At 71.2% G+C, this 24,568-nt stretch carries 28 protein-coding genes; 15 read left to right on the forward strand and 13 right to left on the reverse strand.

Going from position 1 to position 24,568, the window contains the following annotated elements; genetic code table 11:
- Positions 1–15: 15 nt before the first annotated feature.
- Positions 16–2,313 (reverse strand): FdhF/YdeP family oxidoreductase, encoded by a 2,298-nt coding sequence (locus ACWD3E_RS08710; protein WP_451386816.1) that lies wholly within the window; start codon positions 2,311–2,313, stop codon positions 16–18.
- A gap of 230 nt (positions 2,314–2,543) precedes the next feature.
- Between ACWD3E_RS08710 and ACWD3E_RS08715 the strand changes: the two genes are divergently transcribed.
- A complete protein-coding gene (locus ACWD3E_RS08715) occupies positions 2,544–2,921 on the forward strand; it encodes a thioesterase family protein (protein WP_451386817.1) in 378 nt (125 codons plus the stop codon).
- Positions 2,922–2,948: 27 nt separating this feature from the next.
- Here the strand turns inward: ACWD3E_RS08715 and ACWD3E_RS08720 are convergent, their stop codons facing one another.
- A complete protein-coding gene (locus ACWD3E_RS08720) occupies positions 2,949–3,329 on the reverse strand; it encodes an NUDIX hydrolase (protein ID WP_451386818.1) in 381 nt (126 codons plus the stop codon).
- Positions 3,330–3,504: 175 nt separating this feature from the next.
- On the opposite strand from ACWD3E_RS08720, the gene ACWD3E_RS08725 reads away from it, so the two are divergent.
- Entirely contained in the window at positions 3,505–4,791 is a 1,287-nt protein-coding gene (locus ACWD3E_RS08725) for a YhgE/Pip domain-containing protein (RefSeq protein WP_451386819.1), read from the forward strand.
- A 20-nt stretch (positions 4,792–4,811) separates the two neighbouring features.
- On the opposite strand, the gene ACWD3E_RS08730 is transcribed toward ACWD3E_RS08725, so the two are convergent.
- Positions 4,812–5,291, reverse strand: a complete 480-nt coding sequence (locus ACWD3E_RS08730) for a MarR family winged helix-turn-helix transcriptional regulator (protein ID WP_451386820.1) — start codon at positions 5,289–5,291, stop codon at positions 4,812–4,814.
- Between the two features lie 105 nt (positions 5,292–5,396).
- Here ACWD3E_RS08730 and ACWD3E_RS08735 point away from each other — a divergent pair, with 105 nt between their 5' ends.
- The 4 genes from ACWD3E_RS08735 to ACWD3E_RS08750 all read left to right on the forward strand — a co-directional run bounded on the left by ACWD3E_RS08735 (position 5,397) and on the right by ACWD3E_RS08750 (position 8,060).
- A complete protein-coding gene (locus ACWD3E_RS08735) occupies positions 5,397–6,281 on the forward strand; it encodes an NmrA/HSCARG family protein (RefSeq protein ID WP_451386821.1) in 885 nt (294 codons plus the stop codon).
- Between the two features lie 71 nt (positions 6,282–6,352).
- Positions 6,353–7,141, forward strand: a complete 789-nt coding sequence (locus ACWD3E_RS08740) for an ArsR/SmtB family transcription factor (RefSeq protein WP_451387117.1) — start codon at positions 6,353–6,355, stop codon at positions 7,139–7,141.
- Between the two features lie 58 nt (positions 7,142–7,199).
- Positions 7,200–7,733 (forward strand): hypothetical protein, encoded by a 534-nt coding sequence (locus ACWD3E_RS08745; protein WP_451386822.1) that lies wholly within the window; start codon positions 7,200–7,202, stop codon positions 7,731–7,733.
- Positions 7,734–7,829: 96 nt separating this feature from the next.
- Positions 7,830–8,060 (forward strand): response regulator transcription factor, encoded by a 231-nt coding sequence (locus ACWD3E_RS08750; protein ID WP_451386823.1) that lies wholly within the window; start codon positions 7,830–7,832, stop codon positions 8,058–8,060.
- 29 nt (positions 8,061–8,089) lie between these two features.
- On the opposite strand, the gene ACWD3E_RS08755 is transcribed toward ACWD3E_RS08750, so the two are convergent.
- The 4 genes from ACWD3E_RS08755 to ACWD3E_RS08770 form a co-directional block, all read right to left on the reverse strand.
- A complete protein-coding gene (locus ACWD3E_RS08755; RefSeq protein WP_451386824.1) occupies positions 8,090–9,277 on the reverse strand; it encodes a permease in 1,188 nt (395 codons plus the stop codon).
- A gap of 113 nt (positions 9,278–9,390) precedes the next feature.
- Positions 9,391–10,332, reverse strand: coding sequence for a hypothetical protein (locus ACWD3E_RS08760; RefSeq protein WP_451386825.1), 942 nt, complete (start codon positions 10,330–10,332; stop codon positions 9,391–9,393).
- Positions 10,333–10,435: 103 nt separating this feature from the next.
- Entirely contained in the window at positions 10,436–10,918 is a 483-nt protein-coding gene (locus ACWD3E_RS08765) for a hypothetical protein (protein WP_451386826.1), read from the reverse strand.
- A 111-nt stretch (positions 10,919–11,029) separates the two neighbouring features.
- Positions 11,030–13,813 (reverse strand): SpoIIE family protein phosphatase, encoded by a 2,784-nt coding sequence (locus ACWD3E_RS08770; RefSeq protein WP_451386827.1) that lies wholly within the window; start codon positions 13,811–13,813, stop codon positions 11,030–11,032.
- Positions 13,814–13,958: 145 nt separating this feature from the next.
- Here ACWD3E_RS08770 and ACWD3E_RS08775 point away from each other — a divergent pair, with 145 nt between their 5' ends.
- The 3 genes from ACWD3E_RS08775 to ACWD3E_RS08785 all read left to right on the forward strand — a co-directional run bounded on the left by ACWD3E_RS08775 (position 13,959) and on the right by ACWD3E_RS08785 (position 15,349).
- The gene (locus ACWD3E_RS08775; protein ID WP_451386828.1) at positions 13,959–14,177 is read left to right on the forward strand and encodes a hypothetical protein; all 219 of its coding nucleotides are present in this window, start codon (positions 13,959–13,961) and stop codon (positions 14,175–14,177) included.
- 106 nt (positions 14,178–14,283) lie between these two features.
- Complete coding sequence (locus tag ACWD3E_RS08780; RefSeq protein WP_451386829.1) at positions 14,284–14,967, forward strand: DUF6215 domain-containing protein; 684 nt, start codon at positions 14,284–14,286, stop codon at positions 14,965–14,967.
- A gap of 100 nt (positions 14,968–15,067) precedes the next feature.
- Positions 15,068–15,349 (forward strand): hypothetical protein, encoded by a 282-nt coding sequence (locus ACWD3E_RS08785; RefSeq protein WP_451386830.1) that lies wholly within the window; start codon positions 15,068–15,070, stop codon positions 15,347–15,349.
- Positions 15,350–15,366: 17 nt separating this feature from the next.
- Here the strand turns inward: ACWD3E_RS08785 and ACWD3E_RS08790 are convergent, their stop codons facing one another.
- The 3 genes from ACWD3E_RS08790 to ACWD3E_RS08800 all read right to left on the reverse strand — a co-directional run bounded on the left by ACWD3E_RS08790 (position 15,367) and on the right by ACWD3E_RS08800 (position 17,691).
- A complete protein-coding gene (locus ACWD3E_RS08790; RefSeq protein WP_451386831.1) occupies positions 15,367–16,137 on the reverse strand; it encodes a TIGR03943 family putative permease subunit in 771 nt (256 codons plus the stop codon).
- The gene (locus ACWD3E_RS08795) at positions 16,134–17,042 is read right to left on the reverse strand and encodes a permease (protein ID WP_451387118.1); all 909 of its coding nucleotides are present in this window, start codon (positions 17,040–17,042) and stop codon (positions 16,134–16,136) included. Before ACWD3E_RS08795 ends, ACWD3E_RS08790 begins: the two co-directional genes overlap by 4 nt.
- A gap of 259 nt (positions 17,043–17,301) precedes the next feature.
- Entirely contained in the window at positions 17,302–17,691 is a 390-nt protein-coding gene (locus ACWD3E_RS08800) for a winged helix-turn-helix transcriptional regulator (RefSeq protein ID WP_451386832.1), read from the reverse strand.
- A 130-nt stretch (positions 17,692–17,821) separates the two neighbouring features.
- On the opposite strand from ACWD3E_RS08800, the gene ACWD3E_RS08805 reads away from it, so the two are divergent.
- Positions 17,822–18,472, forward strand: a complete 651-nt coding sequence (locus tag ACWD3E_RS08805; protein WP_451386833.1) for an FMN-dependent NADH-azoreductase — start codon at positions 17,822–17,824, stop codon at positions 18,470–18,472.
- A 94-nt stretch (positions 18,473–18,566) separates the two neighbouring features.
- Here the strand turns inward: ACWD3E_RS08805 and ACWD3E_RS08810 are convergent, their stop codons facing one another.
- A complete protein-coding gene (locus ACWD3E_RS08810; protein WP_451386834.1) occupies positions 18,567–18,896 on the reverse strand; it encodes a branched-chain amino acid transporter permease in 330 nt (109 codons plus the stop codon).
- Positions 18,889–19,638 (reverse strand): AzlC family ABC transporter permease, encoded by a 750-nt coding sequence (locus tag ACWD3E_RS08815; RefSeq protein ID WP_451386835.1) that lies wholly within the window; start codon positions 19,636–19,638, stop codon positions 18,889–18,891. Before ACWD3E_RS08815 ends, ACWD3E_RS08810 begins: the two co-directional genes overlap by 8 nt.
- A gap of 62 nt (positions 19,639–19,700) precedes the next feature.
- On the opposite strand from ACWD3E_RS08815, the gene ACWD3E_RS08820 reads away from it, so the two are divergent.
- The 5 genes from ACWD3E_RS08820 (at position 19,701) to ACWD3E_RS08840 (ending at position 24,142) form a co-directional block, all read left to right on the forward strand.
- Positions 19,701–20,159, forward strand: coding sequence for an Lrp/AsnC family transcriptional regulator (locus tag ACWD3E_RS08820; RefSeq protein ID WP_451386836.1), 459 nt, complete (start codon positions 19,701–19,703; stop codon positions 20,157–20,159).
- An 87-nt stretch (positions 20,160–20,246) separates the two neighbouring features.
- Positions 20,247–21,101: a DMT family transporter gene (locus tag ACWD3E_RS08825; RefSeq protein WP_451386837.1), complete on the forward strand. Its 855-nt coding sequence runs from the start codon at positions 20,247–20,249 to the stop codon at positions 21,099–21,101.
- Positions 21,102–21,240: 139 nt separating this feature from the next.
- Positions 21,241–21,624 carry a hypothetical protein gene (locus tag ACWD3E_RS08830; RefSeq protein ID WP_451386838.1) on the forward strand — a complete coding sequence of 128 codons (384 nt, stop codon included), beginning with the start codon at positions 21,241–21,243 and terminating at the stop codon, positions 21,622–21,624.
- Positions 21,625–21,746: 122 nt separating this feature from the next.
- Positions 21,747–22,889, forward strand: coding sequence for a PLP-dependent cysteine synthase family protein (locus ACWD3E_RS08835; RefSeq protein WP_451386839.1), 1,143 nt, complete (start codon positions 21,747–21,749; stop codon positions 22,887–22,889).
- Positions 22,886–24,142 carry an MFS transporter gene (locus ACWD3E_RS08840; RefSeq protein WP_451386840.1) on the forward strand — a complete coding sequence of 419 codons (1,257 nt, stop codon included), beginning with the start codon at positions 22,886–22,888 and terminating at the stop codon, positions 24,140–24,142. Before ACWD3E_RS08835 ends, ACWD3E_RS08840 begins: the two co-directional genes overlap by 4 nt.
- 17 nt (positions 24,143–24,159) lie before the next feature.
- Here the strand turns inward: ACWD3E_RS08840 and ACWD3E_RS08845 are convergent, their stop codons facing one another.
- A complete protein-coding gene (locus ACWD3E_RS08845) occupies positions 24,160–24,549 on the reverse strand; it encodes a RidA family protein (protein ID WP_451386841.1) in 390 nt (129 codons plus the stop codon).
- Positions 24,550–24,568 lie beyond the last annotated feature (19 nt).

A 24,568-nucleotide genomic window follows, 5' to 3' on the forward strand; every position in this document is an offset into this window, starting at 1 on the left:
TTCCTGTTGTGGGTTTCAGCCTTCCGCGGCGGCGCGGGCGGGTTCCAGGCGGACCAGGACGCTCTTGGAGGTCGGGGTGTTGCTGATGTCGGCGACGCTGTCCAGCGGTACGAGTACGTTGGTCTCGGGGTAGTAGGAGGCCGCCGAACCTCGACTGGTCGGGTAGGCGACGACGCGGAAGTTCTCCGCGCGGCGTTCCAGGCCGTCGTGCCAGACGGTGACCAGGTCCACGGCGTCACCGTCGGCGTATCCGAGGGCGGCGAGGTCGTCGGGGTTGGCGAGTACGACCCTGCGGGCGTTGTGGATGCCGCGGTAGCGGTCGTTCATCGCGTACGGAACGGTGTTCCACTGATCGTGGGAGCGCAGCGTCTGGAGCAGCAGATGCCCCTCGGGTATGTGCGGCATCGTGAACTCGTTGCACGTGAACACGGCCTTGCCGCTGGGGGTGGGGAAGACTCCCTGGTTGACCGGGTTGGGCAGCCTGAAACCGCCGGGCTCGGCGACGCGGGCGTTGAAGTCCTCGAAGCCCGGCACGACCCGGGCGATCCGGTCGCGGATGGTGCCGTAGTCCGCCTCGAACTCCTCCCAGGGGATGGCCGGGGTGTCGCCCAGGGTCCTGCGGGCCAGCCGGGCGATGATCGCGACCTCGCTGAGCAGGTGCGGGGAGGCCGGTGCCAGGCGTCCGCGGGAGGCGTGCACCTCGCTCATGGAGTCCTCGACGGTGATGAACTGTTCGCCGCCGGCCTGGACGTCCCGGTCGCTGCGGCCGAGGGTGGGCAGGATCAGGGCAATCTCGCCGCAGACCGTGTGCGAGCGGTTGAGCTTGGTGGAGATGTGCGCGGTGAGCCGGCAGCTCCGCATCGCCTCTTCGGTGACCCGGCTGTCGGGCGTGGCCCGTACGAAGTTGCCGGCCACGCCGACGAAGAGCTTCGCGGTGCCGTCGCGCATGGCCCTGATGCCGTCGACCGAGTCGAGACCGTGCCGGGTGGGCGGGGTGAAGCCGAACTCACCGCCCAGGGCGTCGAGGAACGTCTGGGGCATCCGCTCCCACACCCCCATGGTGCGGTCGCCCTGGACGTTGCTGTGGCCGCGTACCGGGCAGACGCCCGCGCCGGGCCTGCCGATGTTGCCGCGCAGCATCAGGAAGTTGACGACTTCCCGGATGGTGGGAACGCCGTGCTTGTGCTGGGTCAGGCCCATGGCCCAGCAGACGATGATCTTCTTGCTCGCCAGGACCCGCTCGAGGACGCCTTCGATCTCCTCGCGGGTCAGCCCGGTCGCGGTGAGGATGTCGTCCCAGGAGACCTTCCGCGCGTGTTCGGCGAAGTCGGCGAAGCCGGTGGTGTGGGTGTCGATGAAGGTGTGGTCGAGCACGGTGCCCGGCGCGAGGTCCTCGGCCTGCAGCAGCATGAGGTTGAGCGCCTGGAAGAGGGCGAGGTCGCCGCCGGGCCGGATCTGCAGGAACTGGTCGGCGATCTGCGTGCCCCGGCCGATCACTCCGCGGGCCTTCTGCGGGTTCTTGAAGCGGATCAGTCCGGCCTCGGGCAGCGGGTTCACCGCCACGATCTGTCCGCCGTTGCGCTTGGTGTCCTCCAGGGCGGAGAGCATGCGCGGGTGGTTGGTGCCCGGGTTCTGGCCGACGACGAAGATCAGGTCGGCGTTATGGATGTCGTCCAGGGAGACGCTCCCCTTGCCGATGCCCAGGGTCTCCTTCATCGCGCTCCCGCTGGACTCGTGGCACAGGTTGGAGCAGTCCGGCAGGTTGTTGGTGCCGTAGGCGCGGGCGAAGAGCTGGAGGAGGAAGGCGGCTTCGTTGTTGAGCCTGCCGGAGGTGTAGAAGAGGGCTTCGTCGGGGGATTCCAGGCGGCGCAGTTCCCCGGCGAGCAGGTCGAGCGCCTCGTCCCAGCCGATCGGCTCGTAGTGCTCGGCGCCGGGCCGCTTGACCATGGGCTCGGTCAGCCGGCCCTGCTGGTTGAGCCAGTAGTCGGACTTCTGGTCCAGCTCGGCGATCGAGTGACGGCGGAAGAAATCGGCGGTGACCCTGCGCAAGGTCGCCTCGTCGTTGATGTGCTTGGCGCCGTTCTCGCAGTACTCGTTGAGGTGCCGCTTGCCCGGCGCGGGCTCCGGCCAGGCGCAACCGGGGCAGTCGAATCCCTTGACCTGGTTGATGTTCAGCAACGTCAACGCGGTGCGCCGTACGGAAGTCTGGCCGAGGGAGTACTCCAGTGCATGCGTCACCCCGGGCACGCCCGTCGCCCACCGCTTCGGCGCGGTGACCGAGAGCTCGTCGCCCGGGTCCTCGATGCTCCTCATATTCCGTTCTGCCTCTTTCCGCGATATCGCAATCCCGCCGCGGGGCAGCTTCTTCCCACCCCTCAAGAAATGTCAAAGAGGTGATGCCGATGACTCGATAGGCGCCGCTTATCTCGCGCGGCCGATAACCACCGCCTATCCCCTCATCGTCCGTCCCGCCTTGAATTCCTCGGGAAATTGACCGACGCCGGGCCCTGTCGCCCGGGGGTGCGTGGGGCTAGCGTGGTGTGATGCGTCATCAGGTGACCGATGCCGACACCGCGGTTGCGGTCGGCAGCGGCGATGTTCCCGTGCTCGCCACGCCCCGGCTCATCGCGTGGATGGAGGCGGCGACCGTGCGGGCTGCCGCGCCCTTCACCGGGACGGGTCAGACGACGGTGGGCACCGCGGTCCGCGTCCGGCACCTGCGCGCCACGGGTGTGGGCGGTTCGGTGGAGGTGACCGCCGAGGCCACCGAACCCTCACCCGTCGCGACGGGCCGGCGCCTCTCCTTCCTGGTGCGGGCCGTCGACGGCTCGGGCGAACTGGTCGCGACCGGCGAGATCGACCGGACGGTCGTGGACCGGCAGCGGTTCCTGGCGGCGGTACGCGACCCGGCGGTCGGATAGGCGAGCGCAGGCCACTTTGGCTCCGGGTCACACCGGTGTGTGCCCCTGGAGATACGCACGCACGACGTCGGGCAGGTCGGCGTCAGCGGTCTGCGCGAACGGAGCCCAGCGCAGTTCCTCCGGGGCGAGGCTGCCACCCTCCGACGGGCTCTCGCTCAGCAGTTGACACACCACGGCTGACACCGCGTCCGCCTGCCCTGCCTCCGAGGGCTGTAGCTCCTGGGAGCCGTCCACGAGGTAACCGGTGAGTTCGTAGACGATGCGCCCCGCGGCGGCCTCCGCAGACTCGGCCGGTTGCGGCGTACCGGATGGCAGCCCCCAGCGGTCGTGTTGCGCCACCAGCAGCAGCCGTCCGTCGTACGCGACGACCGCCTGCACTACGCCCGTGGCAGCCTGATCCAGTGTCATGACTCGGCCCTCCCTCCACCCTGCCGTCTTCTCTCCCCTTCTCCGGTCGACTACCCACAGCGGAGGGGTGCCGCACCTGGCCTCCGTGGCGCAAGCAGGTGTCGTGTCGCCCGCATTGCCCGCGATCGCCCTATGGTCGACGGGACCGCCGTCGGCGCAACTCTCGTGGAGTGGTATGGCATCCGGGATCCCCTCGCGCATCCCCGGTCCGCCGGCATCGGCCGGCCGTGTACTGCGCCGCTGGAAACTGTGGCTCGCTCCGGGTGTGCTGAGTGCCCTGATCGCCCTGCTGCTCTCGCTGCTCTACATGGGCGGCATCCTCACTCCCAGCGGCAGCCTGCACCGCCTGCCCATCGCCCTGGTGAACGCGGACACCAGCCCGCCGCTGCCGGGCCGGAGCACCAACCTGGGGACGCAGATCAGCGCCGCCATCGTCGCCTCCACCCCGCCCGAGCGGGTGCAGTGGCGGCGCCTGAGCCGCGCGCAGGCCCAGGACCAGCTGTCGTCCGGCAAGGTATACGGCGCCCTGGTGATCCCCGCCGGCTTCACCGCCGACGTCGGGCGGCTGACGACCGTTCAGGCCACCGTCCGGCCGACGCTGACCGTCCTGACCAACCCGGGGCTGGGAAGTCTGGGCTCCTCGCTGGCGAGCCAGATCACCCAGAAGGCGGCCCATCAGGCGTCGTCGTCCATCGGCAAGCAGTTGACAGCTTCACCGGCCCTGGCGCACGCGAGCGCCACCACCCGCGTCCTGCTCGCCGACCCGGTCGCGGTCCGGACGCAGGTGGGGCACCCGATCGGCAGCCACAGCGGGCTCGGACTGAGCGCCTTCTACTACACCCTGCTGCTGGTGCTCGCCGGGTTCCTCAGCGCGAACTTCGTCCACAGCGGCGTGGACACCTCGCTCGGTTACGCGGACAGCGAGATCGGCCCCTGGCACACCCGCCGCCCCACCCTGCCCATCGACCGCACCCAGACCCTGCTGGTGAAAATGGGCATGACCGCGGGGCTGTCCGTCCTGACGACCACTCTGATCATGGTCGCGACCATCGCCGTCCTCGGCATGAATGCGCCTCACCTCGTGCTGCTGTGGGTGTTCTCCTACTGCGCGACCCTCACGGTCGGCCTCGGCGTCCAGGCCATCAACGCCGCTTTCGGCGGCATCGGCCAGCTGGTCGCCATGTTCGTCTTCATCGCGCTGGCGCTGCCGTCGTCGGGGGCCACGGTGCCGCTGGAGGCAGTTCCGGGTTTCTACCGTTTCCTCGGGGTCTTCGAGCCCATGCGCCAGGTCGTCGGCGGGGTGCGGGCGATCCTGTACTTCGACGCGCGGGCGGACGCAGGCCTGACCCGAGGCTGGACGATGATCGCGATCGGGTTCGCGGTCTCCCTCGTCTTCGGCTTCGCGATGACCCGCTACTACGACCGCAAGGGCCTGCACCGCCTGGTACCGCGGCCCGAATGAACTGATCGCGGCTGCCCGCCTCAGGCCGGTTTCGGCCGGGAGCGCAGGCGGCGCATCTGGTCGTGACTGAGGTCGTGCGCGCGCCGCATGTGACGGGTGATCACCTCGAGTTCGTCCTCGGTGTGCTCGTCGAGCAGCGCCTGCCACGCCTCGCCGAGGTCGTCCCAGACCGCGGTGACGCGGGCGATGCGCTCCGGTACGGGTGCGACCAGTACCCGGCGGCGGTCGTGCGGGTCGGCCGTGCGGGACACGTAGCCCTCGCGCTCGAGCCGGTCCACGAGGCGGGTGGCCGAGCCGGTGGTCAGGCCGGTCATGTCGGCGATCTGCCTGACCGTCAGGGGGTTCGGTTCGGCGGTCAGCAGGCTCAGGAACTGGACGTCGGTCGGGTGGAGGCCGAGGTGGTCGGCGATGGCCTGGTTGAGGAGCGTGTACGCCGCCAGGTAGCGGCGGGAGGTCATCGACATCTCGTCGTAGAGCCGGGCCCGACGTGGGTTCGCCATCTGGATCACACCCTAATTCGCTGCGCGGCGCAGCATTGACTCCGCTAGTCTGCTGCGTGACGCAGTCAATGCGTCACGCAGCAGACTACTCTCTTTGGAGACCCCATGCTCACCATCGCCGTCACCGGAGCCACCGGAGCCCAGGGCGGGGCCACCGCCCGCGCCCTCCTGGCGGCCGGCCATCGGGTGCGGGCGCTCACCCGCCACCCGCACTCCCCCGCCGCCGAGACCCTCCGCCACCTCGGAGCCGACGTGCGCCACGCCGACTTCGACGACCGCGCCTCCCTCGACGCCGCGCTCGCCGGAGCCGATTCCCTCTTCGCCGTCACCACCCCGTTCGGCACCGACACCAACACCGAGACGCGGCACGGCATCGCCCTGGTCGACGCGGCGGCAGCCGCGCACGTCGGGCACATCGTGTTCACCTCGGCCGCCCACGCCGACCGCGGCACCGGCATCCCGCACTACGAGAGCAAGCACCTGATAGAGCGGCACCTGCGCGCCGGCGGCGTGCCCTGGACGGTGATCGCACCGGCCGCCTTCATGGACAACTACACCAGCGGCTGGACCCTCGACGGGCTGCGCGCGGGCACCTTCGCCTGGCCGATGCCCGCCGACCGGCCGCTCACCCTCATACCCGCCACCGACATCGGCGCGTTCGCCGCACTGGTCCTCCAGCACCGTGAGGCGTTCACCGGCCACCGCATCGACATCGCCTCCGACGAGCGCACGCCGGCCGAGATCGCGGCGATCCTCGCCACGGCCACCGGCGGCCCGATCGAACACCGGCAGGTACCCCTGCACGCCGTACGCACCCGTTCCGCCGACCTGGCAGCGATGTTCGAGTACTTCTGCACCACCGGCCTCGACGTCGACATCGCCGCGCTGCGCCGCGACCACCCCGAGGTCGGCTGGCACAGCTTCGCCGACTGGGCCACTGGCCAGGACTGGCCCGTGATCCTGTCCGGCACGGCCGCACATACGCAATGATCCCGGGCTCCGGTTGACGTTATGCAGGTAGATACCTGCATAATGCTGGTGTGAGCGATGAGGCAACCGTGATGGACCCCGTCTTCAAGGCGCTGGCCGACCCCACCCGGCGGCTGCTGCTCGACCGTCTGCGGGAGCAGAACGGGCAGACGCTCCGGGAGCTGTGCGAGCAGCTCGCCATGGCGCGCCAGTCGGTGACGCAGCACCTCGACGTTCTCGTCGACGCCGGCCTCGTCACCGTCGTACGGCGCGGACGGGAGCGGCTGCACTACCTCAACCCGGCGCCGATCCACGAGATCGAGGAACGCTGGATCTCCGGTTTCGACCGACCCCGCCTGCAGGCGATCAGTGCCATCAAGCACAAGGCAGAGGAGTACGCCATGAGCAACGCACCTGTTTCCGTGCCGACTTATGTCTACGTCACCTATATCCGCGCGAGCGCGGAGCAGGTGTGGCACGCACTGACGGACGCAGACCTGACGGCGCAGTACTGGGGACACGCCAACGTCTCGGACTGGCAGCCGGGTTCGGCCTGGGAGCACCGGCGCGTCGACGGTTCAGGCAAGGTCGATGTCGTCGGCAGGGTGATCGAGACGGAGCCGCCGACCCGCCTGGTCATCACCTTCGAGGACACCCCCGACGCCGAAGAGCCGCGTGAGCCGTCGGTCGTCACCTTCGCCATCGAACCGCACAAGGACATCGTCCGGCTCACCGTGACGCACGAGAACCTCCCCAACCTGGACATGTTCAACGGCATTTCACAGGGCTGGCCCGCCGTGCTGGCGAACCTCAAGTCGCTGCTGGAGACCGGCGACGTCCTCCCGCAGGCCCCGTGGGAGATGGGCAACGCGCACGCCTGAGACGGCAGTACACGAGCAGAGCGAACCGAGAAAAGAGAGAGGAAGAGGAGAGGACACGATGGACACCACCCCGCTGCGCGACGCCTACCGCACCCTGCTCGACGCAGCCGCAACGGTGGACGGCTCCGGCGACGGCGACCTCGTCCCGCCGGCCGGCGAATGGAACGCCGACCAGATCCTGGCGCACGTCTCCCTCGTCACCGCGGCCACCGTCGCCGCCGTCTCCCGTGTCACCTCGGGAGCCCATACGACGTACGACAACCGCCTCGCCCTCGACACCTGGACGATCGAGCGGCTCATCGCGCTCGCCGGCGGCAACGCGGGGCTCCGGGAGCGCATCCGGGTCCAGGGGGACGCCCTCTGCACGCTCGGTGGACCGGCACTGAGCGAGGCCGAGCTGGACACACCGGTACCCACGCGGCTGCTGTCCCACGACACGCTCCTGGTCGATCAGCCGCTGCCACTGAGGGACCTCCTCACGGGCCTCGCGGAGGTGGAGCTGCCCGGCCACGCCAAGCAGCTCCTCGCCCTCATGCCGGACGGCACCAAGGTCACGTCAAACTCCGGCCCGGGGGCTGTGACGCGCCTGTGACAGTCGGCTGACACGGCCATGAAATCCGGCGAGCAGTCTGAAATCAGGCAAAGCACCTGAAACGGGCATAAGCCCACAGATCAGCCGGAGAATCCCATGAGCCTCTCCCTCACCACGGAGCACGTCGAAGCCCCCGCCCCCGCGCTGGCTCCGCGCGAGCGGGAGACGCTCCGGCACATCGCCGCCGGGCGCACCTATCTCCAGACCGCCCGCCACATGGGACTCTCCCAGCACACGGTCGACGCCTATCTGCGCCGCATCCGGGCCAAGCTCAACATCAACAACACCGCCGAGCTGACGCGCATGGCCATTGCCCTGGGTCTGTGACGACCGGCCGTGCGGGCCACGGCGCCGGCTCACGGACCGGCCGGGTGGTGGGTGTGATCGTGGCCATGATCGTGGCCGCTGCCGGGCTCGGGGGATCCGCCCATCATGCGGAGCATGGACAGCCCCCCGGTGCGGAAGAAGCGGACGACCAGGGTCGCGGCCAGGAGAAGGAAGGCGATGTTGAGGAAGGTGGTGTAGTTCCAGGAGATGCCCCCCATGGGGATCCGCGCGTGGCCCCGGTCGGGGACGAGGCCCAGGCCGCCGAAGGCGAACTCCACGACGTATCCGGCGATGACCATGGCGACGTAGAAGGTGCCGAGGAGGAAGAGCGCCATCCTGGCGCCGTAGTACTTCCGGTAGATGACGAGGATCGGCACGATCAGCAGGTCGGCGAAGATGAACGCCACGACACCGCCGAAGCTGATGCCGCCCTTCCACAGCACGACCGCCAGCGGCACGTTGCCGATCGAGCACACGAACGACAAGATCGACACCAACGGGCCGACGAGGGGACCCCACAGCCGGGCCGCGAGCGGGTGGCCGTCGAAGAAGAAGGCTTGCCAGAAGGAGTCGGGGACCCAGGCGGCGATGGCGCCCGCGATGAGCAGGCCGAGGACCAGGTCGCGCAGGATCGCCGCCCACTCCATGACGAAGACGTGCGCCGTGGCGGTGAAGCCCTGCCGGGAGAGCAGCCGGCCGGCGAAGGAGCCCCCGCGCCGGATGGACATGTCCATCGCCGCATGGCCCTCCATCGATCCCGCCAGCCCCCGCTCGGCCTGCTCGCGCGCCTGGCGCAGCAGCTCGTCCCGGAGGAACAGACGGAACAGGAGGGCCAGCAGGACGATCATGACGGGGCCGCCGATGAACTCGGCGGCTGTGAACTGCCAGCCCATCAGCAGCGCGAGGATCACGCCCAGCTCCACGACGAGGTTGGTGGAGGCGATCTCGAAAGCCATCGCCGCCGTGAAGTCCGCGCCCTTGCGGAACAGCGAGCGCGCCAGGGCGACCGCGGCGTACGAGCACGACGAGGAGGCGGCGCCGAGGGCGGCGGCGGTGGCGAGGGTGCGCGGACGGTCGTCGCCGAGGAGGGAGACGATCGTGGACTTGGGGACCAGGGCCTGGACCACGGCGGACAGGGCGAAGCCCAGGATCAGCGCCCAGGTGATCTCCCAGGTCATGGATCCGGTGATGGACAGGGCGTGCAGTACGGCGTGCATCTGTGCAGCCTTCCCGTCCGGTTGCCGCGCACCCTCGCACGACACGGGCTCGGCGCCCGAGCGTGTCGGTACGGCCGCGGGGCGCCGCTCGTGGTGCGGCGCCCCGCCCGCTGTCAGCTCGCGCGCAGCGTCAGCGCGGCGGTGTGGAGCTTGCCTCCGGTCCGGAACTGCAGGAACAACCGCCAGTTGCCGGCGTCGGGCAGCTCGGCGTGGAAGGACAGGTCCGGACCGCCGTTGTCACCGGTGACCTCGGTGGTCGGGTGGAGGTGGGCGAACGCAAGGTCCCCCTCGTGGAACGCGGTCAGATGGGCGTAGGTGTTCAGGTACGGCTGGAGGTCCTTGACGGGCTTGCCGTCCTTGGAGAGCGAGACGGTCAGCGGATGCGCCATCCCCGCCATCAGCTCGCCCTTGACGGTGACCTGGTAACCGTCGACCTCGGCGGTGGCGGACGCAGCCGGGAGCGCGGTCCTGGCGGACTTGCCGGGGACAGTGACGGAACGGCTGAGGACGAAGTCCTCGCCCTTGCCGGCTCCGGCGTCGGGGGTGAAGGAGGCGAACACCCGCCACGAGCCGGAGGCGAGCGGGGTCAGCGGGGCCGTCCAGGTGCCGTCGGAGGCCATGGTGGGGTGCACGTGCTGGAAGCCGGTCAGGTCCGAGCGGACGGCGTAGAAGTGCATCTGCTTGGTCTGGTCGACCGCGAAGCCGGTGACCGGCTTTCCGTCCGGGCCGGTGACCGTGAAGCGGTACGCGGCCTGCTTGCCGGCGGCGAGCTGCTGGTCCTTCGAGGTGAGGCTGTAGCCGTCCTCCTTGTCGGACAGGCCCTTGCCGGAGGCCATGTGGTCCATGCCGGGCATGTCCTCCATCGAGGAGCTGCCGGCCGACGGCGTGGCGGACTTGCCGCCGTGGCCCATGCCGGGCATGGACGTCTTCTTGTCGTGGTCCATGCCGGACATGGAGTCGTGGGAGGAGCCGCAGGCGGCCAGGGTCAGCGCGAGGGCGGCGGCGGTGCCGGCCACGGCAAGGGTGCGGCCGGTGAAACGCTTGGAGGTGAACATCTGTCTGTTGGTCTTTCCGGGTGGGCGCACCACACCGGTGGTGCGCGGAAGGGCAGGACACGGCGCCGGGTCCCGGCCTGCGGCCGGTCCGGCAGGGTGCCTGTCACGTCCGCGCGACGCACACCTGGAGCAGTAGGGTCCGTCCGGCGGGAGGCGGCCCGCGCCGCATGGTCCGGCCCGACCGCAGCAGCGTCGGGGACCACAGGACGAGGGCGGCTGCGGCGGCCACGGCGAACAGAGCCGGGGCCGGGACGGGGATGCGCTCGTGCGCCGGGGTCGACACGCACAGCTCGCCGGGCATCCCCGACGCGTCCACGGCCTCGGCGACCGGAGTCGTCGTACCGGCGTGGGCCGTGTGGGAGGTCGTACCGGCGCGGGCCATGGTCCGCCCGGTCGCGGAGTGGTCCCCGTGGAGCGTCGTGGAGTGGTCCCCGTCCGGCATCGGCGCGTCCATGGCCGCCATCGCGCCGTGGCAGCCCGCGGCGGCGGCGCTCGGGGCGCCGTGCATGAGGAACAGGCCCAGCAGGACCGCGCACAGCGTCAGCAGCCGGGCGACGCCCCGCCTGCCTGCCAGTCCGCCGTCCACAGCCTGTTGTACCCTTCCGGTGCCTCTGCGTGCTCTGCACGCAGCTCTCGCCGAGCATACCCCGATAGGGTATGGCGCGGCTCGGACAGTCGGAATTTGGCCTGAACAGCTTCACAAGGCCAGTTGCTCGATCAGGGCGTTCGCGTCGAGCTCTGCCGGCTCGCCCGGCGACACTTCGGCCCAGATCACCTTGCCCTTCGCGGCATAGCGCGTGCCCCACCGGTCCGCGTACTGCGAGACCAGGAACAGGCCGCGGCCCCCTTCGTCGGTGGTGGCCGCGCGCCGCAGACGGGGTGAGGTGTTGCTGCCGTCCGACACCTCGCAGACCAGGGTGCGGCCCAGCATGACCCTGACGCGTATGGGCGGAGCGCCGTAGCGGATCGCGTTGGTGAGCAGTTCGCTGAGGATCAGTTCCATGGTGAACGCCGACTCCTCCAGGCCCCACTCCTCGAGTTGGCGGCTGACCTCCGCGCGGGCCTGGGACACGGCCATCGGGTCGAACGCCACGTCCCAGGCCGCGACCCGGCTCGGGTCGAGCAGCCGGGTGCGGGCGACCAGGAGGGCCACGTCGTCGCCGGGGTGCTCGGGCAGCATCGTCTCCACCAGCGCCTGGCAGGTCTGTTCCGGGGTCTGGCCCGCGTGGGCGACGGTCGTCGCGAGCAGTTCCAGGCCCTGGTCGATGTCCCGCCCGTGGGCCTCGATGAGCCCGTCGGTGAAGAGGATGAGCCGGCTGCCCTCCTGCAGGTGCAGCTCGCCCGCCTCGAAGGGGTGGCCGCCGACGCCCAGCGGCGGCGCGACGGGGATGTCGGGGAACGTCACCCTGTCCTCGGGGTCGACCACGGCCGGGGCGACGTGACCGGCGCGGGCGAGGGTGCAGAGCCCGCCGACCGGGTCGTACACGGCGTAGAGGCAGGTCGCGCCGGTGAGCGGGGCACGGTCGCCGTCGGCGGTGTCCGTCTGGGTGTCCAGGCGCATCACCATCTCGTCCAGGTGGGTGAGCAGTTCGTCCGGGGCGAGGTCCAGCGAGGAGAAGTTGAGGACGGCGGTGCGCAGCCGCCCCATGGTGACCGCGGCATGCAGGCCGTGGCCCACGATGTCGCCGACGATCAGGGCGACCCGGAAGCCGGGCAGCGGGATGACGTCGAACCAGTCGCCGCCGACGCCGGACTGCGCGGGCAGATAGCGGGTGGCGATCTCCAGCGCGTCCTGCTCCGGGAGGTCCTGGGGCAGCAGACTGCGCTGGAGGGTCACGGCGAGGGCGTGCTCGCGGGAATAGCGGCGGGCGTTGTCGATCGCGACGGCCGCGCGGGCCACCAGTTCCTCGGCGACGGCGACGTCCTCCTCCTCGAAGCGCGGGGAGCCGGTGATCCGCCAGAAGTTGACCATGCCGAGGACGACGTCGCGGGCGCGCAGTGGGACCGTGATCAGCGAGTGGATGCCGTACGCCAGCGCCTGCCGCGCTCCTTCCGGATCCTGGGCCCGCCAGTCCTCGGCGGTGTGCAGGTCGGGTACGAGCACGGCCTTGCCGCGGTGCAGGGCCGCCACCATCGGGGTGTCGGCCACCACGAACCGGATGAGGTCACCGACCGGCTGCAGCGGGTGCCCGGCCCGTGCCTCGCTCAGTGCAGTGCGCCGCATCCGGTTGACGGCACCGGTGGGTTCCTCGCCCCGCAGCACGGAGTCGAGGAGTTCCACGGTGACGATGTCCGCCAGCCGGGGGACAGCCACCTCGGCCAGCTCCTCCGCCGTACGCCGTACGTCGAGCGTGGTGCCGATGCGTACGCCGGCCTCGTAGAGGAAGGTCAGCCGGCCGCGGGCCACCTCGGCCTGGCCGGTCAGGGCGCGCAGTTCGGTGGTGTCCCGGAAGGTGGCGACCAGGCCCGGTGCGTCGCTGCGGGGCGCGGTGAGCCGGGTGTTCACCGCCAGCAGGCGGTCGCCGGCCGCGACGACCTCGTCGGACGTGGTCTCGCCCGATGCCAGCAGCCGCGTGAGCCGAGGGCCGAGGCCCAGGTCGGTGACCTGCCGCTGGTCGGCGTCGGCGGGGAGGTCCAGCAGGCGGCGCGCCTCGTCGTTGGCGAGCAGGATCCTTCCGTCGCCGACGATGACGACTCCCTCGCGCACCGCGTGCAGGACGGCGTCGTGGTGCTCGTACATCCGGGTCATCTCGGCCGGGCCGAGTCCGTGGGTCTGGCGCAGCAGCCTCCGGCTGACCAGGGCGGTGCCCGCGGTGGCGAGGGCGAGCGCGACCACCGCGGCGCCCACCACGATCGGCAGCTGCTGGTTCAGCACCCGGCCGAGGGTCTCGAACCTGACCCCGGCGCCGACCATGCCGATCACCCGCCGGCTCGCGTCCGTCACGGGTACCACCGCGCGCACGGCGTCGGTCGGCTTGCCGTGGAACGTCTCGGTGAACGCCTCCCCCGCCGCCGCCCGCTCCACGCCCTCGGCCTTGGTGCCGATCAGCTTGGGGTCGGAGTCGGCGACCCGCACGCCCTGCTTGTTCAGCACGGTGATGAAGTCGACGCCGGATCCGCTGCTTGCCCGCTCGGTGGCCTGCTGGAGGCGGGCCGTCGCCTCCGGCGACGCGAGCGCCGTCGCCGTGCCGGGTGCGTGGGCGAAGGCCTCGGCCGCGGCCAGCGAACGGTTCCTGGCGTCGCGCTCGCCGTTGTACCAGCCCTGCACGACCAGGGCCGTCGTCCCCACGGCCACGAGGACCAGCATGATGAGGGCCTGGAGCAGGAAGACCTGCGCGGCGAGGGTGCGAACCCTCAGGTACGGCGCGAAGCGGCGTCCTGGTGCCGGCCGGGGCCCGGGGCGAGGGGACCGATCGGATGGCGGCCCCGCGCTGAGCGGCGGCGCCGCTTTCGCCCAAGGCCGGCGGGGACGTCCGCGCATGTCCCTTTTCTAGCACTGTGTCTCCAGGGTGGGCGACCGCTGTACCGGGGTGCGTCTGCGGCGCGCGCCGACCCCGGGCATGCTGGGCCTCCGGGGCCGCGCGCCGGGATGTTCGGCGGCCTCGCCTTCCTGTACCAGGGCAAACATGGCCATGGGGGTGACCGGCAGTGATCTCATGGTCCGGGTCGGCCCGGATGCCACGGACGCGGCGCTCGCCCGGCCGGGGGCACGGCTCTTCGACATGACCGGCCGCCCGATGCGCGGCTGGATCGTCGTCGCGGCCGAGGCCGTCGCTGAGGACGCCGAAGTGACCTCGTGGATCGACGAGGGGCGTGCGTTCGCGGCGACGCTGCCGCCGAAATGAACCTCGGGGCCACACCTCGAACAGGCTCTTGGAATGGCGTTTCCCCGCAGGATGAGCACCGGTTATGCTCCCGCTCGCATCGGGGGCGATCAACGGGGGTGGGGGCATGAGCGACGACGTCGCGTCCAAGAAGGCGCCGAGAGCGGGGGTTCAGGCCGTGGCGGCGGTGGTCATGGTCGCGGGCGCGGTGGGCGGCGCGTGGGGGCTGGCGGAGGCGCTGCCCGACCAGTCCGATGACCGGCGGCCGGCCGCGTGCTCGTCTCAGGCGCATCACGCGCTGCCGTCGAAGTACGTGTCCGGAGCCAAGCTCTGCGCGGCGCTGAACCGTTCCGACCTGCCGGCACTCCTCGGTACGCCGGATGAGCAAGCGGAGAGCGCGGACCCGTCCGGGGGCTGGATCACCCTCGCCGACGGCACCAAGATCGCCGCCCCGGAGGCGACGGTCACGTTCGAGACGTACTCCGTGAAGCTCTCGGACTCCTACGACGGTCTCTCGGTCGGCGAGACGGCCCGCCTGCTCGGCAAGGACGCCGAGTCGAGAACGGTGCTGGGGCACCCGGCGGTTCTCCACTCGGACCGGACCATCGGCTTCACGGTCAACCGCGGCAAGGTCGGCGCCGGGCCCGGCGGTATCGCCCGCAGCCTGCTGGTGGCCAAGGGCGCGAAGGACGGCGGCGGCTCCTTCGCGATCTCCATCTGGCGGCAGGACGACGTGCCGCCGGACGACGCGGCCTTGTTCCGCATCGCCCAGAAGGTCCTGCCGACGGTGCCCGGCTGGCGCGCCGGCTGACAGGGCACGGGCGGCCCGTGCGGACGCACCCACATGCCACCCGCACACCCCTCAACTCGGCCTCCTATGCTGTGCCGTGATCAACATGGGAGGGGAACACATGGCGACCTGGGGACTGATCGTCGAGACGACCGTCGGCGCGTCGGACCGCAAGCACATCGAGACCTACGTGCTGACGCACATGGAGGGCACGCGCGAGGAGGCGCTGCGCGAACTGGAGACGCGTGCCCGGAACTACGTACCGGAGCACCCCAGGATGCCCAAGCGCCGTCGGCTCTTCCGGCACGGCGACGGTTTTCTGCTGGTCAGCGACGGTGCCTGGCAGTCGTTCAGCACCCGTTTCACGCTCGCGGAGCTGGTCGGGGACGACGCGCCGCAGTAAGTCCTACGGCAGGTCTCCTACGAAGGTGTGAGCGGCAGGTCGTCCGAGTAGGCGTTGACCGGCGGCGACATGGGGCGGGCGGCTGTGACGTCGAGGGCGGCCTCCGCGGTCTTCGTGCCGAGCCCGCCCTTGGCGTGCCAGGTGCCGGTCACCGACAGCCAGGTGTCGGCGGGCGGCGCGTCGGTGCCGTACATGCGGACCTTGACGGACTGTGAGTCCGCCGCGCAGCAGGTGAAGATGATCCGCGTCAGGTACCAGCCACCGCCCTGGCCGGCCGGGGTGACGAAGCCGGTCAGCTGGACGCTGCGGCCCTTGATGGCCCGGCTGCGGTCCTGCTGGACCCGCGAGGTGAAGCCCGTGAGGGTCATCGGCAGGGGTGAGGTGGCGGGCAGTGCGGCGAATCCTTTCTGCACCGCGACCGCCTTGCTGTTCGAGCGAGCCGCGGTGAACGCGCCCAGTGCGGGCGGGGCGTAGAAGAGCAGACTCAGCGCCGGGAGGAACAGCAGCCAGGCGATATGCGGGGCGGTGGAGTGGTCGTGGCCATGCGCGTGACCGTCCTCTCCGTGATCGCCGGGGGCAGGAGTCGCCTGCCTCTGCCGTACCCGAGCCGCCCTCGCCACCCCGGCCGCCCCCACCGCACCGAGCACGAGCAGCACGGCGCCGGAGGCGATGAGCGGGGGGCGCAGTCCGGGCTTGACGTAGCGCAGGTAGGTGTCGGTGAAGAGGGCGGCGTGCAGCAGGCCGCTGCCGGTCAGCAGCAGAAGCAGCGCCTGTACCGGGCGTCTCACAGCAGTGCGCCTCCGATCAGGACGCTCGCGGCGACGGCCACGACGGTGGTCGCCGCGCAGAAGCGCCAGGCGAAGGCGCGCCCGAACGTGCCCGCCTGGAGGGCGATCAGCTTCAGGTCGACCATGGGGCCGACCACCACGAACGCGAGCCGGGCGGTCGGCGAGAAGCCGGTGAGCGAGGCCGCCACGAACGCGTCGGCCTCCGAGCAGACCGCCAGCAGCACGGCGAGGGCGGTCAGGAAGAGTACCGACAGCCAGGGCGAGCCGGAGAAGGTGTCGAGCACGGAGCGCGGCACGGTGACGTTGAAGGTGGCGGCGGCCATGGCGCCGAGTACGAGGAAGCCGCCGGCGTGCAGGAAGTCGTGCTGGCAGCCGAGCCGGAACTCGGTCCAGCGGCTGTGTCCGTGCTGGTGGCCGGCGTGCCGCTGCCGTACGACGGGGCGCAGCCACTTCTCTTGGCCGAGCCAGAGCCACAGCCAGCCCATCGCTGCGGCTGTGCCGAGCGAGGCGAGCAGCCGGGCGGCGACCATCGCGGGGTTGCCCGGGAAGGCGACGGCGGTGGCGGTCAGCACGACGGGGTTGATGGCGGGGGCGGAGAGCAGGAAGGCGAAGGCGGCGGCCGGGGTGACGCCCCGGCGGATCAGGCTGTTCGCCACGGGTACGGAGGCGCACTCGCAGCCCGGCAGGACCGCTCCGGCCGCCCCTGCCACCGGCACGGCGAGCGCTGGCCGCTTCGGCAGGACTTTCGTGAACAGGTCCGCCGGCACGAAGGCGTTGATGGCGCCGGACAGGGCGGTACCCAGGAGAAGGAACGGGAGCGCCTGGACGGTGATGGCCAGGCAGACGGTGCGCCAGGCCTGAACGGCCGGCTGGTTCAGCCACTCGGTGCCCGCGAGCAGGAACACGGCCGCCGCACCGGCTGCGACCGTGATCGCGGCACCGTACGGCCAGGGCCTGAGGCGACGCAGGGGCGAGGCCGGGGACGGGTGCGGAGCCGGGTCTGCGGAGAGAAGGGCTACACCCTCTGCCGCACCCTCCGCCACGCCAACCAGTTCATCCGTTTTTTCCATCATCGCTCCGGATGTCGGTGTCTGGCCGACGATAGGCGAGGAGCGTGACCCGGGCGGCGCGTACACGCCGCCTTACACGAATGAGGCGGGCGGGCTACGTCGAGGCGGCACTCCGGTCCGGCTCCACGCCAGGACAGGGACCTGCGCCCGGCAGGTACGTCATCGCCCACTCCCCCAGCTTCCGCATCGCGGGCTCCAGCGCGGCGCCCGCCTCGGTCAGCCGGTACGACACGCGCAGCGGTGGCCCCTCGTCCACCTCGCGCAGCACGAGGCCCACCGCGCCGAGCTCGGCGAGCCGGTCGGACAGCATGCGCTCGCTGATGCCGGGAATCGCCCGGCGCAAGTCGGCGAAGTACGCAGCCTGCTCCATCAGGACGGCCACGATCTGGCCGTTCCAGCGCTTGCCCAGCAACTGGAAGACGCGGGTGATGTCCTCGTCCACGCGCTTGCACGCTGCGCTGTCGTGGTTTCGGTGAGCCCCCATGCGCACATCGTACTACCCGGCCGTACGGGGATGAAAAAAAGTAAGTCCCTGTGTTATCAATAGTTGAGTACGAAACATCAGCCCGCGCCTACGGCGTTGGGCTACCCCCTTCGTTTGCCTGGAGACACCCATGGCCACCTTGCTGCACATCGATTCGTCCGTCTTCCCCCTCATGGGGTCGGCCTCGCGTGCCGTGACGGAGGAGTTCCGCAAGCACTGGCAGGAGCAGCACCCGGACGGCAAGGTCGTCCACCACGACCTGGCGGCCGAGCCTGTCCCGCACATCACCGCTGACGCGCACCTGGCCGGTTTCGCCGACGCGGCGTCCCGCACGCCGGCCCAAGCCGCCGCGTTCGCCGAGCGCGAGCGCCTGATCGAGGAGCTGGAGCAGGCCGACGCCGTACTGATCGGCGCCCCTATGTACAACTTCGCGATCCCCTCCACGCTGAAGGCGTGGCTGGACAACGTGATCCTGTTCGGCCGCACCGCGGGTGAGAACCCCTCCACCAAGGGCATCCCGGTGACCGTCGTCGCCAGCCGGGGCGGCGCGTACGGTCCGGGCACCCCGCGTGAGGCGTACGAGTACGTGCAGAACTACCTGAACGCGATCCTCACCGACATGCTCGGCATGGACGTCGACTTCATCGTCCCCGAGCTGACGATGGCCCCGACCAACCCGGCGATGGCCGAGCTGGTCCCGCTGTACGAGGCCTCCCGTGAGCGCGCCCTCGAGGAGGCTGCCGTCAAGGCCAAGGAGCTCGCGCAGCGCCTCTCGGCCTGATAGCGGCACCTGATACCGGCGCCGATCCCAGCGCCTTGATCCGCCCCCGGGCAGCCCCCGGGGGCACATCCATGTCCGCCGCCCGTGCCCGTCCTCAGCGGGCGAAGACCGTGCTGGCCAGCACGACGTGCACGACGGTGCCGCCGAGGATGCTCAGCAGGGCGTTGCGGCGCCACAGGTGAAGGCCGACGGTGACGGCGAGGGCCGCGAGCGGGGCGAGGACGCGGGCGTGGGTCACGGGCAGGTCGCGCAGGCAGTAGACGACGAGGATCACCATGATCCCGGCGGGCATCCGGGTGCTCAGGTACCTGACGGTGCCGCTCGCCCGCAGGGGCGCGAGCGCGGCGAAGGGCAGGGCGCGCAGCGCCCAGGTGACGGCGGCGGCGACGAGGACCGCCGCGACGAGGTAGGTCGTGTCAGGCATGGCGCGGCTCCCGGCGCGTCGAGCGGTGGCGGACCAGCAGTGCCGCGGTGAACAGGGCGAAGGCGACCGGGAGCAGCTGCCCCGGGCACAGCAGCCGGGCAACGAGGGCGCTCAGCAGGGCGAGCAGGGGCGTGGGCGGGTCGGCCCGCAGCCCGCGGACGGCGTCGAGGGCGAGCACGGTGAACAGCGCGGTGAGCGCGAAGTCCAGGCCGGTGACCCCGCTGGGGACGAGCGAGCCGAGCAGCGCTCCTGCGGTGGCGCCTCCCGCCCAGTACAGGTGCATGAAGAGCTGGAGCCACAGGATGCGCCGGCCGGACCAGCCACGGGCCTGCTCCCCGGAGGTGAGCGCGTAGGCCTCGTCGCACAGCGCGAACGTGCCGTACGCCTTGCCGAGACGGCCGTCGATCCGGTGCAGCGGGAAGGACAACGCGTAGAAGACGTGTCGTGCATTCACCAGGAACGCCGACACGGCGACGGACACCAGCGGCGCAGCGGCGGTGACCATGCCGATCAGCAGGAACTCGAACGACCCGCCGTAGGCCAGCGCGCTGGACAGGCTCGCCCACCACCAGTCGACCCCGGAGTGCGCGACGAGCACCCCGAAGGCGATGCCGAGCGGGACGAAGCCGAGGCCCACGGAGGCGGAGTCCGCGAACGCGGCCCGCGCCTCGGAAGACATCCGGGGTGCGGGCGGGGGCGCAGGCCGAGGGAGGCCGTCGGCGACGGCGGGAGATATGGGCATGGCGACATTTTAGGAAGAATCGCACGTCATATGGTTGCGGAAAATGTCTCTACGATGGTCCTGTGCGCAATGAAATAAGGCTTGACGGCGTCGATCGGGACATTCTGTTTCACCTGCGTCAGGACGGGCGGCTGACCAACGTGGAGCTGGCCCAGCGGGTGGGCCTGACGCCGCCGCCCTGTCTGCGCCGGGTCAAGCGGCTGGAGGAGGCCGGTGTCATCGCCGGGTACCGGGCCGTGGTGGATCCCGAGGCGCTGGGCCGCGGTCTGGAGGTCCTCATCGACATCGAGGTCAGCGCGAACGACCGCACGACGTTCCTGGAGTTCGAGGAGCTCGTGGCGGCCTACGAGGAGGTCGTCGAGTTCCGGCGCATGTACGGCCGCCCGGACTATTTCGTGCGCGTGGCCGTTGCCGACCACGCCGCCTACGAGGCCTTCCTCGTCGAGAAGCTCAGCAACCATCCCTGCGTGCTGCGCATCGACTCGCACCTGACCATGAAGACGATCAAGTCGGGTCCCTGACCGGGGGGCTCCCATCTGGATCTTCAACAACATGACCAGGCTGCAGCAGGCACCTGCGGTGAACGTGATCGCCGCTAGGCTGAGGCCGTGATCGAACTGGCCGCGGCGTTCGCGGTCGCGGGAGCGGCGAGCAACGCCGTGGGCACGGCGTTCCAGCGCAAGGCGGCGTCCGCCAGCAGCCGCGGCGGGATCCGGCTGCTGGCGGAACTGGTGCGCCGGCGGTTCTGGCTGCTCGGCATGGCGGGCGTGATCGGCGCCGCCCTGTTCCAGAGCCTGGCCCTGCTCAACGGGCCGCTCGCGCTGGTGCAGCCGCTGTTCATCCTGGAGCTGCCCTTCGCCCTGCTCGTCGCCGCCCCGCTGATGCACCGTCGGCTGCCCCGCTGGGGCTGGTGGGGTGTCGGCGGCTGTGTGGCGGGCCTGGCGGCACTGCTGCTCGCCGCCGCCCCGCACGGAGTCACCCACCAGGCGCCGCTCGCGCGCTGGATCCCGGCGCTGTGCCTGTGCGCGGGCGGGATGGCGGCGGCCGTCCTGCTGGCCGGCCGGGGCCCGGGCGCTCGGCCCGCCCGGCGCGCCGCGCTGCTGGCCGCCGCGTCCGCGACCGGGAACGCGCTGACCGCCGCCCTGCTGAAGTCGGCGACGGGCACCTTCGCCGACGAGGGTTTCCTCGCCTTCCTCCGCTCCTGGCAGACGTACGGCTTCGCGCTGGCCGGCGTGGCCTCCGTGATCCTGCTGGAGAACGCGCTCCAGGCGGGCCCGCTCGCCGCGGCGCAGCCCGCGCTGACGATCGGCGACGCGGTGGTGAGCCTGACCCTGGGCATCACCCTGTTCGGGGAGCGGATCCGCACGGGCTGGTGGCTGGTGCCCGAGGTGCTCGGTGCCCTGCTGATCGTGGTCGGCGTTTTCGTACTGAGCCGGGCCGTTCAGCGCATCCGATTCACCTGATGCGGTGATCATGTGTGACCGGTCCAGGCAAAAGAGGCCGATATCGGACGGAACTCGTGAAGTCGCCTGATTACTGTGTGCGTTCATGTGGTCCGGTGCGGTCTTGCGACGGTGCCGCTCCCGGTCGGGGACCGGGGCGGTGTTCGCGCTGCTGCTGGCCGCACTCCTGCACGTGCTGGCCTGCGCCCACGGACCGGCGGTCGGCGCCGCCGAACGCATCGATGCCTTTCCGCGCACGCCCTCGGCGCCTGTCGCGGCCGTGGCGGGAACGCCGTCCTCCTTCGACGCCGATCCCGACGGCCATGACGGCGCGCACTGCTGTCCCGGCTCGGGCGAGGCTGCTCTCCAGGCCCCCCGTCGTCACAAGGACCTGGCCTCCCCGCCCCTCCACGTCGTCCCGCAGGCCGATGACCCGGGCGCTCCCACGGGCGTAGGCCCCGCGCAGCGTCGCGGATCGCCGTTCCCCGCCGGGGCCTCCTCCGACGGTCCCTCACGCGCGCTTCTCGGCGTCTGGCGGTCCTGAGCGGACCACGTCGCGCGCACGCATCCGGCGTGCGCGCGGCGTCCGTTCGGCTCAGCCTCACACTTCCCGCACCGCGAACGCCCGGCCGCCGCGCACAGCGCCGGCCGTAGGAGAAGCACGCCATGAAACACCCCACCCCCACGCCCCTCTCCGTCCGCCTCGCCGAGTCACCGGCGTACGCCACGAGCCGGACGCTCACCCCTGCAGGGCTCGTCGGCGACACCCCCGTGCTGTGGATCGGGGAGCCCTTCACCGCCGACGGCCGCGGTTTCTGGGCGAAGCTCGAAGGCCACAACCCCGGCGGCATCAAGGACCGCAGCGCCCTGTACATGGTCCGCCTCGCCCGTGAGCGCGGGCAGTTGGCGCCGGGTGCCCGGATCGTGGAGTCGACGTCCGGCACCCTCGGCCTCGGTCTGGCCCTCGCCGGGATCATCCACGGACATCCGCTCACCGTGGTCACCGACCCCGGCATGGAGCCGCTGATGACCGGTCTGCTCACCGCCTACGGCGCCGAGATCGAGGTGGTCGCCGCTCCGCATCCGGAGGGCGGCTGGCAGGGGGCCCGCCGCCTGCGGGTGGCGGAGCTGCTCGCCGTCCACCCGGACGCGTGGTGTCCCGACCAGTACGACAACCCCGACAACATCGCCGCGTACGCTCCCCTCGCCCGCGAACTCCTCGTCCAGCTCGACCGGATCGACACCCTCGTGGTCTCCGTCGGCACCGGGGGCCACTCCGCCGGCATCGCCTCCGTACTGCGCGCGCACTTCCCGCGGCTGCGGGTCGTGGGCGTGGACACGACCGGGTCCACGATCTTCGGGCAGCCTCCAGGGGACCGCCTCATGCGGGGCCTGGGGTCGGGCATCCACCCCCGCAACGTCGTGCACGCCCTGTTCGACGAGGTCCACTGGGTCGCCGCGGCGGAGGCCGTGTGGGCCGCGCGGCACCTGGCCCGGGCGCACTATGCCACCGGTGGCTGGAGCGTGGGCGCCGTCGCCCTGGTCGCCCGCTGGCTGGCGCGCACCCTGCCCGCCGGGAACCGGATCGTCGCCGTCTTCCCCGACGGCCCGCAGCGCTACGTCGGCACGGTCTTCGACGACACCTTCTGCGCCCGGCACGGCCTGCTCGGGCACCCGCCCGCGGACGAACCGGACCGGATCGCCCACCCCGCCGAGCGGACCGTCACCCGCTGGACCCGCTGCACCCATGTGGTCGACCCGCTGGCCGCCGGGCGCGCGGCGCACGAGCTGACGGGAGTCACCCGATGAGGCACCTGTGGCGGCAGACGCTCTCCTTCCCGCCGGCCGTACGGCTGCTGATGGCCAACCAGTTCCTCATCAATCTGGCCTTCTACATGCTGATGCCGTACCTCGCCGCCCATCTGGCGGGCGAACTCGGGCTCGCCGCCTGGGCGGTGGGGCTGGTGCTCGGGGTGCGCAACTTCTCGCAGCAGGGGATGTTCCTCATCGGCGGCACGCTCGCCGACCGCCTCGGCTACAAGATTCCCATCATGGCCGGCCTTCTCCTGCGGACCGTCGGCTTCGGCCTGCTCGGCTGGGTCGGCGACCTGCCGACGCTGGTCGCCGCCTCCGCCGCGACCGGTTTCGCGGGCGCGCTGTTCAATCCGGCGGTGCGCGCGTATGTCGCCGTGGAGGCCGGGCCCCGCCGGGTAGACGCGTTCGCCCTTTTCAACGTCTACTACCAGGCGGGAATGCTGCTGGGCCCGCCGGTCGGACTCGCGCTGCTGGCCGCCGACTTCCGTCTGGTGTGCGGGGTGGCGGCGGCCGTCTTCGCGCTCCTCACGGCGCTGCAGTGGCGCTGCCTGCCCACGCGCCGCGCCGAGCGGGCAGGGGCCGCCACCGGCCGGGCGGGCGTGCTGTCCGACTGGCGTACGGTCGTGTCCAACCGGCCCTTCCTGCTCTTCGCCGCCGCGATGACCGGTTCGTACGTCCTGACCTTCCAGGTCTATCTGGCGCTGCCCCTGGCGGCTTCCGATGTTCTCGGGTCCGGTGGTACGGCGGTGACGAGCGGGCTGTTCGTCGTCTCCGCGGCGGTGTCCGCCGTCGGGCAGCTGCGGCTCACCGGCTGGGCCGAACAGCGCTGGCGACCGGCCCAGGCCCTGGTACGCGGGCTGGCGGCGATGGGCCTCGCCTTCGTCCCGCCGGCCCTCGTCCCGGCGGGTCGGGCACCGGAGGCGCTGGCCGCGCTGCTGCTCTCCGTCGTCCTGCTCGCGGTGGGCGGCGCGATCGTCTACCCCTTCGAGATGGACACCGTGGTGACGCTGTCCGGCGATCGCCTGGTCGCCACCCACTACGGCTTCTACAACACCGTCTCCGGCATCGGCATCACCGTGGGCAACCTCGGCACCGGGGCCCTGTGGGGCTTCTCCGGACAGCACGACGTCCGCTGGCTCGCGTGGTCGGCCCTGGCCCTGACGGGCCTCGCCTGCGCGGCCTGCGTGGGCTGCCTCTCCCGTACCGGCCGGCTGGCCGTGCCCACCGCACAGCCCGTCGCGGCATGAGTGGCGGGATGTGAGGTTCAGCCCTCGCTGCGGCGGGCGTACACCTCGATCTCGATCTTCATACGGGGGTCGGCCAGGCCGCACATCATCATCGTGGCCGCCGGGCGGACTTCGCCGAAGCAGCGGCGCAGGACGGGCCAGCAAGGCTCGAAGTCCGCCCGGTCGGGCAGCAGATAGCGGACGCGCACGACGTCGGCGAAGGTGCACTTCGCCTCGGCCAGGGCGGCCTCTATGTTGCGCAGGCACTGCTCGGCCTGCTCCACCACGTCGTCCGAGATCGTCATCGTGGTGTAGTCGAAACCGGTCGTGCCGGACACATGCACCCAGTCGCCGTCGACCACGGCGCGGGCATAACCGATCTGCTCCTCGAACGTCGAGCCGCTGAGGATCGCGCGCCGTTCTGTCATGTACCGAACGCTATGCGAG

The sequence above is a fragment of the Streptomyces sp. NPDC002676 genome (assembly GCF_053592455.1).

What these genes read in the sequence shown, in the direction of transcription:
- ACWD3E_RS08800 (WP_451386832.1), bottom strand. Translation starts at nt 17,691, where the DNA reads ATGGGGGCTCACCGAAACCACGACAGCGCAGCGTGCAAGCGCGTGGAC.
- ACWD3E_RS08810 (WP_451386834.1), bottom strand. Translation starts at nt 18,896, where the DNA reads ATGCCTGACACGACCTACCTCGTCGCGGCGGTCCTCGTCGCCGCCGCC.
- ACWD3E_RS08805 (WP_451386833.1), top strand. Translation starts at nt 17,822, where the DNA reads ATGGCCACCTTGCTGCACATCGATTCGTCCGTCTTCCCCCTCATGGGG.
- ACWD3E_RS08730 (WP_451386820.1), bottom strand. Translation starts at nt 5,291, where the DNA reads ATGGCGAACCCACGTCGGGCCCGGCTCTACGACGAGATGTCGATGACC.
- ACWD3E_RS08780 (WP_451386829.1), top strand. Translation starts at nt 14,284, where the DNA reads ATGAGCGACGACGTCGCGTCCAAGAAGGCGCCGAGAGCGGGGGTTCAG.
- ACWD3E_RS08745 (WP_451386822.1), top strand. Translation starts at nt 7,200, where the DNA reads ATGGACACCACCCCGCTGCGCGACGCCTACCGCACCCTGCTCGACGCA.
- ACWD3E_RS08835 (WP_451386839.1), top strand. Translation starts at nt 21,747, where the DNA reads ATGAAACACCCCACCCCCACGCCCCTCTCCGTCCGCCTCGCCGAGTCA.
- ACWD3E_RS08735 (WP_451386821.1), top strand. Translation starts at nt 5,397, where the DNA reads ATGCTCACCATCGCCGTCACCGGAGCCACCGGAGCCCAGGGCGGGGCC.
- ACWD3E_RS08770 (WP_451386827.1), bottom strand. Translation starts at nt 13,813, where the DNA reads ATGCGCGGACGTCCCCGCCGGCCTTGGGCGAAAGCGGCGCCGCCGCTC.
- ACWD3E_RS08725 (WP_451386819.1), top strand. Translation starts at nt 3,505, where the DNA reads ATGGCATCCGGGATCCCCTCGCGCATCCCCGGTCCGCCGGCATCGGCC.
- ACWD3E_RS08760 (WP_451386825.1), bottom strand. Translation starts at nt 10,332, where the DNA reads ATGTTCACCTCCAAGCGTTTCACCGGCCGCACCCTTGCCGTGGCCGGC.
- ACWD3E_RS08840 (WP_451386840.1), top strand. Translation starts at nt 22,886, where the DNA reads ATGAGGCACCTGTGGCGGCAGACGCTCTCCTTCCCGCCGGCCGTACGG.
- ACWD3E_RS08710 (WP_451386816.1), bottom strand. Translation starts at nt 2,313, where the DNA reads ATGAGGAGCATCGAGGACCCGGGCGACGAGCTCTCGGTCACCGCGCCG.
- ACWD3E_RS08775 (WP_451386828.1), top strand. Translation starts at nt 13,959, where the DNA reads ATGGCCATGGGGGTGACCGGCAGTGATCTCATGGTCCGGGTCGGCCCG.
- ACWD3E_RS08755 (WP_451386824.1), bottom strand. Translation starts at nt 9,277, where the DNA reads ATGCACGCCGTACTGCACGCCCTGTCCATCACCGGATCCATGACCTGG.
- ACWD3E_RS08740 (WP_451387117.1), top strand. Translation starts at nt 6,353, where the DNA reads ATGGACCCCGTCTTCAAGGCGCTGGCCGACCCCACCCGGCGGCTGCTG.
- ACWD3E_RS08845 (WP_451386841.1), bottom strand. Translation starts at nt 24,549, where the DNA reads ATGACAGAACGGCGCGCGATCCTCAGCGGCTCGACGTTCGAGGAGCAG.
- ACWD3E_RS08785 (WP_451386830.1), top strand. Translation starts at nt 15,068, where the DNA reads ATGGCGACCTGGGGACTGATCGTCGAGACGACCGTCGGCGCGTCGGAC.
- ACWD3E_RS08815 (WP_451386835.1), bottom strand. Translation starts at nt 19,638, where the DNA reads ATGCCCATATCTCCCGCCGTCGCCGACGGCCTCCCTCGGCCTGCGCCC.
- ACWD3E_RS08715 (WP_451386817.1), top strand. Translation starts at nt 2,544, where the DNA reads ATGCGTCATCAGGTGACCGATGCCGACACCGCGGTTGCGGTCGGCAGC.
- ACWD3E_RS08750 (WP_451386823.1), top strand. Translation starts at nt 7,830, where the DNA reads ATGAGCCTCTCCCTCACCACGGAGCACGTCGAAGCCCCCGCCCCCGCG.
- ACWD3E_RS08720 (WP_451386818.1), bottom strand. Translation starts at nt 3,329, where the DNA reads ATGACACTGGATCAGGCTGCCACGGGCGTAGTGCAGGCGGTCGTCGCG.